The sequence below is a fragment of the Phaeobacter sp. JH20_29 genome, assembly GCF_048056175.1.
GTDB lineage: Bacteria > Pseudomonadota > Alphaproteobacteria > Rhodobacterales > Rhodobacteraceae > Phaeobacter > Phaeobacter bryozoorum.
Map to the genome: position 1 here is coordinate 39,426 of NZ_JAYMWO010000004.1, position 12,895 is coordinate 52,320.

Annotated in this window: 9 protein-coding genes and 2 tRNA genes; 5 read left to right on the forward strand and 6 right to left on the reverse strand. The window is 62.1% G+C overall.

The window, feature by feature from the left end; all coding sequences use genetic code 11:
- Positions 1-526: 526 nt before the first annotated feature.
- The 5 genes from VWZ85_RS01965 to VWZ85_RS01985 all read right to left on the reverse strand — a co-directional run bounded on the left by VWZ85_RS01965 (position 527) and on the right by VWZ85_RS01985 (position 5,924).
- Positions 527-600: transfer RNA gene (locus VWZ85_RS01965), tRNA-Cys, on the reverse strand.
- 231 nt (positions 601-831) lie between these two features.
- Positions 832-1,596 carry a CbiX/SirB N-terminal domain-containing protein gene (locus VWZ85_RS01970; RefSeq protein WP_416586869.1) on the reverse strand — a complete coding sequence of 255 codons (765 nt, stop codon included), beginning with the start codon at positions 1,594-1,596 and terminating at the stop codon, positions 832-834.
- A 163-nt stretch (positions 1,597-1,759) separates the two neighbouring features.
- Positions 1,760-4,063, reverse strand: a complete 2,304-nt coding sequence (locus VWZ85_RS01975) for a PAS-domain containing protein (protein WP_416586871.1) — start codon at positions 4,061-4,063, stop codon at positions 1,760-1,762.
- On the reverse strand, positions 4,060-5,313 hold the full coding sequence (locus VWZ85_RS01980) for an FIST N-terminal domain-containing protein (protein ID WP_416586872.1): 1,254 nt from the start codon (positions 5,311-5,313) through the stop codon (positions 4,060-4,062). Before VWZ85_RS01980 ends, VWZ85_RS01975 begins: the two co-directional genes overlap by 4 nt.
- A 17-nt stretch (positions 5,314-5,330) precedes the next feature.
- Positions 5,331-5,924: a LuxR C-terminal-related transcriptional regulator gene (locus VWZ85_RS01985; protein ID WP_416535137.1), complete on the reverse strand. Its 594-nt coding sequence runs from the start codon at positions 5,922-5,924 to the stop codon at positions 5,331-5,333.
- 465 nt (positions 5,925-6,389) lie between these two features.
- Here VWZ85_RS01985 and VWZ85_RS01990 point away from each other — a divergent pair, with 465 nt between their 5' ends.
- The 5 genes from VWZ85_RS01990 to VWZ85_RS02010 all read left to right on the forward strand — a co-directional run bounded on the left by VWZ85_RS01990 (position 6,390) and on the right by VWZ85_RS02010 (position 12,277).
- On the forward strand, positions 6,390-6,938 hold the full coding sequence (locus VWZ85_RS01990; RefSeq protein WP_340546091.1) for a CoxG family protein: 549 nt from the start codon (positions 6,390-6,392) through the stop codon (positions 6,936-6,938).
- 121 nt (positions 6,939-7,059) lie between these two features.
- Positions 7,060-7,133 (forward strand) — tRNA-Gly (locus tag VWZ85_RS01995).
- A 198-nt stretch (positions 7,134-7,331) separates the two neighbouring features.
- Positions 7,332-9,131, forward strand: a complete 1,800-nt coding sequence (locus tag VWZ85_RS02000) for an ABC transporter transmembrane domain-containing protein (RefSeq protein ID WP_340546090.1) — start codon at positions 7,332-7,334, stop codon at positions 9,129-9,131.
- A gap of 181 nt (positions 9,132-9,312) precedes the next feature.
- The gene (locus VWZ85_RS02005; RefSeq protein ID WP_340546089.1) at positions 9,313-11,208 is read left to right on the forward strand and encodes an acyl-CoA synthetase; all 1,896 of its coding nucleotides are present in this window, start codon (positions 9,313-9,315) and stop codon (positions 11,206-11,208) included.
- Between the two features lie 142 nt (positions 11,209-11,350).
- Positions 11,351-12,277 carry an alpha/beta hydrolase gene (locus VWZ85_RS02010; RefSeq protein WP_340546088.1) on the forward strand — a complete coding sequence of 309 codons (927 nt, stop codon included), beginning with the start codon at positions 11,351-11,353 and terminating at the stop codon, positions 12,275-12,277.
- 31 nt (positions 12,278-12,308) lie between these two features.
- Here the strand turns inward: VWZ85_RS02010 and VWZ85_RS02015 are convergent, their stop codons facing one another.
- Positions 12,309-12,872, reverse strand: a complete 564-nt coding sequence (locus VWZ85_RS02015) for a DUF4453 domain-containing protein (protein WP_416586875.1) — start codon at positions 12,870-12,872, stop codon at positions 12,309-12,311.
- Positions 12,873-12,895: the final 23 nt, after the last annotated feature.

Consider the following 12,895-nt stretch of genomic DNA (forward strand, 5'->3'; position numbering starts at 1 on the left):
CTGCAACGTGTAAGCCCCGTCAGTGAGCGGGGCTTCTGTGTTTTTGGGGATGGGGTTCTAGGGCTTGGTAAAGTCGGACAGATCCGGCATATCGAAGACGCCCATCTGCTCGGTGGCCTTGATCGCAGCCAGACATGCGCAGCACTACACGTCTGACCGTCTTCCTCGCTTCTTCCATAGTTTTTACCCGCCCGCTATCTGCAGTGATCACCCAGGTGGCCCACTTCCAAGGGTTGGCGTTGTTGTATGGAAAATCGTCGAAGAAGATTCGTCCCACCTCGCGGCCATCCCAGATGATAACCCAATCATCCTTGAGAACCTCGCCGCCGATATCTGTTCTTTTCATGGTCTACATGAGCGGGAACAGGTAGCGAACATTTGGGCGGCGTCAATTGTTTGCTCGGCCAGTTGCCATGCCTGGTCAGGAAATGAAGAACAGAACAGAACCAAAACAGGAATGTTGAGAGGCCTGTTGAGAGGCCCAAATCTGTCGAACCGGAAATTCAGATAAGGTATTGATTTTGTTTGGAGGCGAGTACCGGAATCGAACCGGTGTACACGGATTTGCAATCCGCTGCGTCACCACTCCGCCAACTCGCCTTACCGGTGGTGTGAGGCGTGATTAATCACATGCCGGGGGACGGTGCAAGGGGGCGTGCGCAGAACCGGCGGGAAATTTTGAAAAATTCTGCGGCCGCAATGGGCTGGAGTGCCGCTTTGAGTGTCGATCTGCCGGGGGCGCGAGCGGGGCACGCTGCCTTGGGGGCTGTCCGTAGCCCTGCGGGGTGTCACAACGGGGGGACGGTTACGCCGGGCTGCGGGCGGGTTTGGTCAGATCCCACCGGCTTTGTCTCCTGCCGGGTTTGGCCCGAGGAGAGCCTGCCTTAGGGCGTCGGCGATCAGCTGGGGGACGCCGGGCAGCGCCCCGAGCACGGGCAATATGTCGCCGGGATAACTGGCATCGGCCAGCGCCTCGGGGATATCGTCGCGGACGTGTTCGCCGGATTGTGCAAAGAACGGCAGGCAAAGGGTCGGGTGTTTAGGTTTGGCCGCTGCAAGATCGCGGGCGGCGTCCGCGATACGCGGATCTTCCTCGACATAGCCTGTGACCAGATCCGTGCCCGGCAGGTGCTGGCGCATGGCGGCTGCAAAGGCCTCGGCGGCTTCGGCGGCCTTGGGCCCCCGGGCCGACCCATGAGCGGCCAGAAGGATGCGGGTCCGGGGCAGCGACCATCCGCGTGCCTCGCAGGCTGTGGCCAGCGCCTTGCAGGCCAGTTCCGGCAGGGCCGGGTCCAGACCGAAGGGGGGTAACAGGTGAACATCATGCCCCTGGAGCCGCTTGGGCAGCACCGAGCCGGTGAACCAGCCGTTGGCCATGAAGAACGGATAGATCAGCGCGCCCTTTGGTGTCACCTGTTCCAGTCGATCAGCTGTGGACAACGTGGCCGAGCGGATATCCCAGTCGGGCAACAGCGCAGCGACGGCATCGGCCAGATCGGCCAGCGCGCGTTCCTGGGGCGCCGGATCGGAAGGCTGGCCATGCGCGGTAATCACGGCGGTCGGGCGATGTGGGGGCAGGGGGGCGGGATCGGTCATCTGGAAGAGCCTTTCGGCTGTAGGAGGGGGCTGGCAGGGCATCGACCTTGCGGGTCGCCTGCGGGTGTTTCGATGGCATTACGGCAGGGCGGGGGCGCTGGATCAATCTTCTGCGGGCCGCCATGGCCTCGCCACCGCTGGCGCTGAGGGCAAGCCATGGGCGTCATTGAGGCGGCTGTCGCAGATCGTCGAGGAAACTGCGCAGCTGCTCCGGTTGAATGGGTTTTGTAAACAGTCTGGCACCTGTGTTTTGGGCAAGCCGGGCGACCTGCGGGCGGCGGTCGGCGGAGATCAGGCAGGCGGGCAGCGCGCCAAGGTCGCGGTTGAGGCGGGCGATCACCTCGGCGCCGTTCTGGTCGGCCCCCAGTTGCAGGTCAATCACCAGAACATCCGGTGTGACGTCGATTTCCGTCAGCAAGGCGCGGGCATCCTCTTCACTGGCACAGGGCAAGACATCGATCCCCCATTGCTCCATCGTCAGGGTCAATGCGTGGCGCAGATCGGGATCGGTGACGATCAGCAGCGCGATCAGCTGCCCCAAGGCCACAGCTGCCGGATCCGGGGAAGCTGTCCCGGAGGGGGCGACCTCGGCCATGCGAGCGCCGGACAGCTCCGACTGATGTGACTGGTGCAGCCGTGCGGTGTCACGGGGCAGATCAACGGCAAAGACCGTGCCGCGCCCCACACGGGATCTGAGCGTCAGGGGATGGCCCAGCAACCCGCAGGCGCGTTCCACAATTGCAAGGCCAAGGCCCATGCCGTCAGCGGCGCTCACCGTGGCGTTCAGCCGCTGGAATTCTGCAAAGATCAGCGTGCGATCCTCGTCGGGAATGCCGGTCCCGGTGTCCCAGATCTCAACCCGGACCGTGTCCCGGCGGGGGCGGATGCCGACAAGCACACCCCCCCGGCTGGTATAGCGCAGCGCATTTGATATCAGGTTCTGCAGGATGCGCCGCAGGTAGGTCACATCGCTCAGCACCCGCGTCTGGCTGAGCCTGAGGCGGAACGAGAGGCCCTTGGCATCTGCCATCGGGCGCAATTCGTCATGCAGTTGCAGCAGCAGGTCGTCGAGATCGACGGACGTCACATGCCGTGTGGCGCGGCCGGAATCCAGTCGCGAAATATCAAGGAGCGCTGAGACCAGTGTTTCTACACTGTCCAGCGCATTTGCCGCCTTGTTCAGGGTTTCGCGGGAACCGCCTGTCGGCAATTCGCTCTGCAGCGCTGCGACAAAGAGCTTTGCCGCCGAGAGCGGTTGCAGCAGGTCATGGGAAGCGGCGGCCACAAAGCGCGACTTTGAGGCATTGGCGCGTTCGGCGGCCTGAAGCGCGTCTTCCAGCTCCAGCGTTCGGTCAAGCACACGCTGTTCAAGCGTGTCACGGGCCTCGCTCATCGCGCGCGCGGCGGTCCGTTCGGCGGTGACATCGGTGAAGCTGATCACGAAACCGCCGTCGGGCATTTCCTGCATAAAAACCGTCAGGACCCGTGTCATGCCCTGCTGCACGTCGAAGGAAAGCGGCGCCCGTATCGCTGGGCCGGATCGCATCCGTTCAGAAGGGATATCCGGTGCAGGATCTGCTTTTGGCCGGGTCCAGAGGGTGACCTGATCGGCCATATCGGCCTGTTCAAATGTGAACTCCGCACGCAGATGTTCGAAGATCCGCTCGAAGCGGCTGCCGATGCGAAACCGGCTGATCGGAATGGACAGCAGCTCTCCCATGAGCCGGTTCCAGCCAACCAGACGCGCCTGCTGATCGAAGATGCAGACCCCCTGGTTCAGGTGTTCCAAAGTGGCGCGGATGAGCCGGGCCTGATCGTCTAGGATGCGTTCACGTTCCTGGTGCTGAAGGCGCATGATGTCGGTGACATCGGTTTGCAGGATGACGGTGCCACTGTCGGAGGTGCGGTGTTCGCTGACCTGAAGCCAGCGGTTCCCGGTCATGCGAACGTTGAACATGACGCTGCGGTCCTGATGCCGGGCCAGCCTGCGCGCGGCCCATTCGGCGGCTGTGGTCCCGGCGGGCAGCGACAGGGCCGAACTGCCGCTGACCAGATTGACATAGGCCTCAAATGCCAGCCCCGGCCGCAGCCGCGCATGGATGTCGGGCATGTGCATCCCAAATCGGCTGTTGCACATCACCAGTACATCCTGCGGATTAAAGAGGGCAAACCCCTCCTGCACGGTTTCGATGGCATCGGCGAGATTGGCGCGCGCCGCCTCGGTCTCGCGGTTGGCCTCGGCAAGTTTGGCATTGGACAGGTTCAGAAGGTCCAGCGTGCGCTCCAGATCGCGGGTGCGGCTGCGGATTTCCTCTTCCAGCAAAACGGCGCGTTCGAACTGCGCATAGGCGAGACCGGAGGCATCGGTGTTCTGTTCCACCCGGCGCATCAGCGTTGCGGTGATTTTCAGCAGTTTTTCGTTCTGCCGCTCCAGCGAGTCGCGCGGATCAATCAGGCCTTGCGTCATGATCGTGCCGGTGGTTCGCAGGCCAGGGGCGGATAGATGGCAACCCCTGTCAGCGTCTGGTTCACATGGATGGAATTCACCTGTTCACCATAGGTGCAGAAGCCGACAGCACGATGTTTGGCAAGAAGCGATGAGATCTGCGGCGTGAGCTGTTTTTGCTGGGCTTCCATCCGTCGCAGGAGGCAATCGCAGGCAAGGATCACATCCGGGGTCTGTGTCTCGCCAAGAGCGGTCAGGGCGCGGTCGAGGTGATCGACCATGTCCAGGGGTTCGGCCAGGGTCAGCACGACACCTTCGTCGATGGCGGAAAAGAACACCAGATCGCCCGTCTCAGCGACCTGCTGAATCGCGCGGACATGGTGCTGGCCACCCAGGCGCACGACGACGGGATGGGCCGCAAAGGTGAAAGTGGTCAGCTGTTCAGGATCCTTGCCCAGGAGCCGTGCATATTCGCGCGCGGCCGGCTCGGCGTTGATTTCATAGACCAGCCGACGGGCGGGATCGGCACCGGTGACCACCATGCGCTGGGCCGTGGGCACCAGATGGTCGGTGTTGAAGACCTTGACCGGGCAATTGCTGCGGATCTGTAGCAACACCGCCGCATTCTGGCGCGCGATGCCGTCACAGAGCACATAGGTCGCGCCAAAATCGGTACCATCGCCTGCGGAGCCGCCAAACAGTGGCACGGGGCCCAGACCGGGTGCGAGATCGGCGGTCAGCGCGTCCTCCTTGATCGACAGCCCGTCGATCAGCAGAAAGGCGAATTCGGAGGTCCATTGCGGCGTCTCTCGCGCCATGTCGTTGCGGTTGCGGATGATCTGGTCGATCTGGCACTGGGCATCATATGTGTTCAGATCTTCGATGCTCAGCACACGTGCGCAGAAATGGCTGCGCGGCAGGCCGATTGCGATGATCTCCCCGTCGGTATAGCCAGCTTCGCCGATCTCGCCTGCGGTGGTGCATCCAATAACAGTGGCCGGTGCGAGATGCTGCGCCGCAGCCGCGCTGAGCGCATGGATATCGGCCTGCGGCGAGACAAAGAGGATGACCAGCTCCAGCTCGTCCAGCGGCGCCAGCGTTCCGGCCAATGTCGCCAGCGCATCAGGGAAGTCTGCCGCTGCCCGTCCCGTGCGGGTGATGCGATCCGCATTGTGCAGCGCCCCCGCAATGGCGGGCAGAGAGACCCGGTCTGAAGCCTGCGCCGTTGCGCGGGGATCAGCCGTGTCAGGGAAGGGGGCAGGGCGCGTCATGTCGGATGGTAGGCAGCTCAGCCCAGATCTTGCAAGACGTTTGCAAAGCTTGTTTCCTTTGCAATCAGAACCGCTTGGGTCCGGCTTTGGACCCCGAGTTTGCGCATGATCGCGGTGACATGCGCCTTTACCGTGGTTTCGGCGATCGACAGGTCATAGGCGATCTGCTTGTTCAGTTTGCCCGCGCAGATCAGTTGCAGGATCCGCGCCTGCTGATTGGTCAGCGTCGCCAGACGCCCGGTCGCATCCTGCGTTTCACTGTCCCGCGGCAGCAGCACATAGCCGGGCGGGACGAAAGGCGTGCCCCTGCCGATGGCGTCAAAGGCGTCGATATAAATCTCGCGCTGGCTGTGCTTGGGCACAAAGCCGGCGGCACCGGCGTGGATGGCTGCGCTGATGACCCGGTTGTCCGCCATCGACGATACGACAAGGATCGGCGCGGTCGTCGCATTGTGCAGCCGTATCAGCCCGTCGAGGCCCTGAGCATCGGGCAGGTTGAGATCCAGCACCACCGCATCGGGAGCAGGAGTGTCCGAAACCTCGGAAATGGCCTGTTCCACTGTCGCGGCGGTTGCGATGCTGGTGATCCCAACCGTGGCGCGCAGCGTCATCGCCAGGGCGTCGCAGAACAGCGGGTGATCCTCGACGATCAGCGCGGTCACAAAGCCTGCCGGGTCCTGCGCATCCGGGGTGCGAGGTCGCTGGGGATGATCTGGGGCGGGCGAATGGGTCATCAAACTCCTCAAGCCTATGCCAATGGTTCATAGTCTGCGCCGGGCAATCGCGGGTCACATCGCGCGCCAAAGCCACGCGCCCGCCATGCCGCTCATGCTAGCAGCACCTGCAAGCCGCGACCAATAGGCGAAAAGTCTAAGACGGCTCGCGAAGATGCAACGGCCGTGATTTCGCGTCTGGCGGGAACGTAGGCCTGTGCTATCCTTGCTGCGCGCACCGTCGCCGTCTGATCTGCAACCAATGTCGCATATCGGCGCGCAGCCGGATTGCGTTATGCAGGCGCCAGCAGGGGCGTCCCAGTGCCCGCAACACGATGTATCGCCAGCAAAAGGAATAGGCTTATGAAACTTGCCGATACCCGCAGCATCGCTGCCCCGCGCGCCGAGGTCTGGCAGGGGCTTCTGGATGCCGAAACGCTGAAGGATGCGGTGCCCGGCTGCCAGGAAATGGAGGGATCGGCCGAGGAGGGTTTCACGGCGGTTGTGGTGCAAAAGGTCGGCCCGGTTAAGGCGACATTCCGCGGCACTGTGACCCTGTCCGATCTCGATGCGCCCAATAGTCTGACCCTGCGGGGGGAGGGCAAGGGCGGCGCGGCTGGGTTCGCCAAGGGCGACGCCCATGTGACGCTGAGCGATGGTGAGGACGGGCATACCCTGCTGACTTATGAGGTCGAGGCCAAGGTCGGCGGCAAACTCGCCCAGCTTGGAAGCCGGATCATCGACGGGTTTGCCAAAAAGATGGCCGACCAGTTCTTCGAGCGGTTCCAGACCGCCGTCGAAGGGGATAGTTCGGTCGAAACAGATGCCTCAGCCGAGGAGGCCGGGACACCTGACGCCAGCCAAGACGAGGCGCCGCGCAAAGGTTGGATTGGCCGGGTGCTCGGCAATTGAGTGGACAGGTGGTCAGGGGAGAGATGCCGGTTAATCCGGCTCTTCCAGATGAAATTTCACGATTTCACGCCACAGCCGCTTGACGCTCCGAAAGCACCGATTTATAGACCAAATTCCCTGAGCGGGTATGGTGAAATGGTATCATAAGAGCCTTCCAAGCTTAAGGTGCGGGTTCGATTCCCGCTACCCGCTCCAGGATTTCCGACATAGATCAGAACGGTAGCTGCGCAGAAGATCTCTCTGGGGTGTTCAGGGCGGTCCCGAACCATTCATGCGGCGGTATGACAGGCTTTGACGGCCTCTGTGCGCTTGACCTCAGGGGTTTGCGGGGTCATGAACCTTGGCGATGCGCAGGCGACAGAGCCTGCCACACGGAACGTCGAAGGAGCTGACATGGCGGGCAATCAAGCGGTCCCGACTGCGGATGTAGAGCGCGAGAAATCGCGCAAGATTGGTGTCCTGTCTGCCCTCTGGCCGTTTATGCGCCCCTACCGCCTGTTGATGGCCACCGCGACGCTAGCACTCGTGCTCACCGCGGGCCTGTCGCTGACGCTGCCGCTGGCGGTTCGCCGGGTGGTCGATAATTTCCGAGTTTCCGATGCTGAGCTGCTGAACCAGTATTTCGCCGCTGCTCTGGTGATTGCGGCGCTGCTGGCCGTGGGCACGGGCCTGCGCTATGCGCTGGTCACGCGGCTGGGAGAGCGGGTGGTTGCAGATATCCGCAAGGCGGTGTTTGACCGCGTCATCGGCATGAGCCCGGCGTTTTTCGAGCAGATCATGACCGGAGAGGTGCTGAGCCGGATCACCACGGATACAACGCTAATCCAGTCGGTGCTGGGCTCGTCGGTGTCGATTGCCCTGCGCAATATGCTGATCTTTGGCGGCGGTCTGGTGCTGATGCTGCTGACCTCGGCCAAGTTGACCAGCCTTGTTCTGCTGATCGTGCCTGCGGTGATCGTGCCGATTCTGGTGTTGGGGCGGCGGCTGCGCAAGATCAGCCGCGAGAATCAGGATTGGATCGCGGCCTCTTCCGGCAACGCGGGTGAGGCGCTGGGCGCGGTACAGACGGTTCAGGCCTATACGCATGAGAGCGCCAGCCGGGGCGAATTCAGCCGGATGACCGAAACCGCATTTGACGTTTCAATGCGGCGGATCCAGACCCGTGCTTTCCTGACCGTGATCGTGATCTTTCTGGTATTCTCCGGCGTGGTTGGCGTCCTGTGGATGGGCGCAAACGATGTGCGCGCCGGGGTCATGTCCGAAGGCACCCTGGTCCAGTTCGTGATCTATGCGGTGCTGGTCGCAGGCTCGGTAGCGGCGCTGTCAGAGATCTGGAGCGAATTGCAACGGGCCGCTGGCGCAACCGAACGTCTGGTGGAGCTGCTGACGGCGGTGGATGAGGTGCAGGATCCGTCGCGTCCGCAGGCGCTGGCCGAACCGGTGCGGGGCGAAATCCGATTTGACAATGTGTCCTTCCGCTATCCCGCCCGTCCGCTGATTCCGGCCCTGAGCGACGTCTCCCTGACGGTGAAGCCGGGCGAGACGGTTGCCTTTGTCGGCCCCTCCGGTGCGGGCAAGACAACCATCATCCAGATGATCCAGCGGTTCTACGATCCCACTGATGGTGCGGTCTGTCTGGATGGTGTCTCGTTGCGGGACCTGCAACGGGATGCTTTCCGCAGGCATATCGCGCTGGTGCCTCAGGACCCGGTGATCTTTGCCGCCTCGGCGCGGGACAATATCCGCTTTGGTCGTCCCGAGGCCAGCGACGCCGAGGTCGAGGCCGCCGCCCGTGCGGCCGCCGCCCATGACTTTATCACTCGGCTGCCAGAGGGCTATGACAGCCAGGTCGGCGAACGTGGCGTGATGCTGTCGGGCGGTCAGAAACAACGGATCGCCATCGCCCGCGCGATTCTGCGCGACGCGCCGGTGCTGTTGCTGGATGAGGCCACATCCGCACTGGATGCCGAAAGCGAACGACTGGTACAGGCCGCTGTCGATGAGCTGAGCCAGGGCCGCACCACCTTGATCGTGGCGCATCGACTGGCAACCGTGAAAAAGGCAGATCGCATCGTGGTGATGGAAGAGGGCCGTATCGTGGCCACCGGTAGCCACGATCAGCTGGTTGCCGAAGGCGGGCTTTACGCGCGTCTTGCACGCCTTCAGTTCACCGATGGGCTGGCTGCGGAATAGGCAGACCCGGTCTCAAATGAGCCGAATTTCGGCTTCAAGGTCGAAAAACTTCAAATGTCGCTGCGTCAAAGCGCAGGCTTCCTTGACGTGACCCTGTCGGCGCGCTTGCGCGGCGGGTCGTTTCAAATCATTTTGTGTTAACTGAAATTCCCCGGCACAAGGGGACTAGGGGAGGAAACCAATGGGATTTGCCACGGCTGCGGACTGCTTGGCACTAACGAACGAGATGCCTTTTGGGCAGCGGAATATGCCGACGACGCTTTATGGGTTGCTGTCCCGTACGGCCGGGAAATTTCCCGACAACAACGCGGTGAGCTACCAGATTTTCTCTGGTCCCAAGGATAAGGCCGAGACCCTGACCTGGCGCCAGCTGAAGGACAAGGTGACCCAGGCGGCGAATATGTTCCGGTCCATGGGGATCGGTGAAAAGGATGTGGTCGCCTATATCCTGCCGAACTGCAATGAAACCGTCGTGACCCTGCTCGGCGGCGCTGTGGCAGGCATCGCTAATCCGATCAACCCTCTGCTTGAGCCGGAGCAGATCGCCTCGATCCTGCGCGAAACCGGGGCGAAGGTGGTGGTGACCCTGAAGCCTTTCCCCAAGACCGACGTCGCCCAGAAGGTGGCGGAGGCGGTGCGCCATGCGCCCAAGGTGAACACGGTTCTGGAAATTGACCTCAACCGCTATCTGACACCGCCAAAATCCTGGATTGTACCGATGATCCGCCCCAAGCTTGAGGGCAAGGACAAGCTGGCCCATGCGGATTACAAGAATTTCAACAAAGAGCTGCGCAAGCATCCGACCGAGCTGACGTTCGCGGATTCCGACAGCGACCGGGTGGCCTGCTATTTCCACACCGGCGGCACCACCGGGATGCCCAAAGTGGCGCAGCACACCTATTCCGGCATGAACTACAACGGCTGGCTGGGCAGTAAGCTGCTGTTTACCGCAGATGACAATATCATGTGCCCGCTGCCGCTGTTCCATGTCTTTGCCTGCCATGTGATCCTGATGGCGGCGGTGGCCTCGGGGGCGCATGTGGTGTTCCCGACACCGCAGGGCTATCGCGGCGAGGGTGTCTTTGACAATTTCTGGAAGCTGATCGAACGCTGGAAGATTTCCTTTATCATCACCGTGCCCACTGCAATTTCGGCCAAGATGCAGCGGCCCGTCGATGCCGATGTCTCGACCGTGAAGACGGCCTTCTCCGGCTCGGCGCCACTGCCGGTCGAACTGTTCAAACGGTTCGAAAGCGCAACGGGCGTCAGCATTGTCGAAGGTTACGGCCTGACCGAGGCGACCTGCCTGGTCTCCTGCAACCCGGTTCAGGGCGAAAAGAAGATCGGCTCGATCGGCATTCCGCTGCCCTACACTGACGTCAAGATCGTGAAGGCAACCAATGGCGATATGGTCGAGCTGGGTGTGGATGAGATCGGTGAGATCTGTATCTCGAGCCCCGGCGTCTATGCCGGTCATACCTATACCGAGGTCGAGAAGAACGAAGGTCTGTTCTACAAGGACACCTATCTGCGCACCGGCGATCTGGGCCGTCTGGATGCGGATGGCTATCTCTGGATCACGGGCCGGGCGAAGGATCTGATCATCCGCGGCGGCCACAATATTGATCCGGCCGAAATCGAAGAGGCGCTGCTGGGGCATGAGGCCGTCGCCTTTGCGGGTGCAATCGGCCAGCCGGATGCCCATGCCGGCGAGGTGCCATGTGCCTTTGTCGAGCTGGTGGATGGCGCAAGCGTGACGCCGGAGGATCTTTTGGCCTATTGCAAGATCCACGTGCATGAACGCGCGGCAATCCCGAAACATGTCACGGTGATGGATGAGCTGCCAAAGACGGCCGTGGGCAAGGTGTTCAAACCTGATCTGCGCAAGAATGCCATCACCCGGATCTACAATGAGGCCCTGCTGAAGGCAGGCCTGCCTGCGCGCGTCGAACATGTGGTCGACGACAAAAGCCGCGGTCTGGTCGCCCAGGTTGAGGCCAATGGCGCCTCGGCCTCCGATATTTCGGATGTGCTTGGTGTCTTTACCCGCCCCTGGGAACCGATGCCAAAGGGCTGATCCCAGAGCGGCGGATGGCACTGCGCCACCCCAGCATCAGAAAGCGCCCCACGCGGGCGCTTTTTTCATTTGTAAAGCATGGTTTTTGATTTCGGCGCTGCTAATCTCATTCGACGGACTATGAAGATAGGGAACGGGTGAGATGAACTACGAGCGGCTGATCGACGAAGAAACCTGGGCCTTTATCCGCAAAACCGGCGAATGTTACCCGGATGATGCGGTGGATCTGTCAATCACGGAACAGCGCAAGGTCTATGATGACATGGCCGCTGAATTCCGTGTTGCGCGCCCGGATGTGGTCCGCTGCGAGGATCGGCTGGTGGGGGCGGTCCCGGTGCGGATCTACACCGCCGGAGAGCCGGGCTGCACGGTGATGTACTGCCATGGCGGCGGCTTTGTCGTTGGTGGATTGGACAGCCACGATGACGTCTGCGCCGAGCTTTGCGCCCAGAGCGGCTATCGCGTTGTGGCGGTGGATTACCGTCTGGCCCCCGAACATCGCCACCCTGCGGCCTTCGAGGACGCCTGGGCGGTCTTGCAGTGGATCCGCGACAGTTTTGAGGGGGATCTGGTTTTGGCTGGTGACAGCGCCGGTGCCAATCTCTGTGCAGCCGTGGCGCATCATGCGCGCGGACGTATTGACGGGCTGGTGGGGCAGGTGCTGATCTACGGCGCCTTTGGTGGCGATATCAATCAGGGCTCTTATCTGGAACACGCGCAGGCGCCGATGCTGACACGGGATGATATCCTCTACTACGGGTCAATTCGCCGCCCGGAAGGCACGCAGGCGACGGGCGATCCGACCCTCGAACCGCTGGCCGATACCGATTTTTCCAACCTGCCCGCAACGGTGCTGATCACTGCCGACTGTGATCCGGTGCGCGATGATTCCCGCCATTACCGCGACAAGATCATGGCCGCCGGTGGCAAAGCGCATTGGATCAACGAACAGGGGCTGGTCCATGGCTATCTGCGCGCCCGCCACAGCGTCGGCCGCGCCCGTGACAGTTTCGAACGGATCTCCGTCGCCGTGGAGGCGCTGGGGCAGGGGCTCTGGCCCTATGAGTGAGCGCTGTCGTCGCCCGGCCCCTGGCACATGATCAGCCTGCGGAGTCGCGGCAGTTTTCAGGGGCGGTTGCGCGGTTGTACCAGCCGCCGCTCTTGACCCGCCAGTCGCTGCTGTGGGTGGTGACATAGGACCAGTTGCCCACTGGAAGATGCGCATAGCCGATGGTGTCGCCGGGTTGGATCGTCCCGATACGGGCGGTGCCCGCACTATGGCCGGAATGGAGCGGGACCGGAGCGCCAAGCCAACCCAGACAGGCGCCTTCAAATTCATCGCGGATCGGCAGATCCACCAGCAACCGCCGCAGATGCGTATCGTTCAGCGTCAACTGCCTGCGCCCGGTGTTGACCTTGCAGCCGTGATACTTCTCCAGCGCGCGGATGTCCTGCACCTGCCGGTTGCTCTGCGGGTCAAGCGCGACGGATTTTCCGAGGCAATCGCTATTGTCGAAAACGCTTTGGCCCAGCACCGTTCCAAAACAATAGCCGGCACGGTCCATGATCAGATTTCGCGTGAACCACAGATCATCGCAGCCGTCCTGTGCAAACGCGGGCAAGGGCAGCAGCGTTAACAGTAGTGTAAGATAGCGGATGGGCATGGCAGGCTCCTGTTGATCGCGGC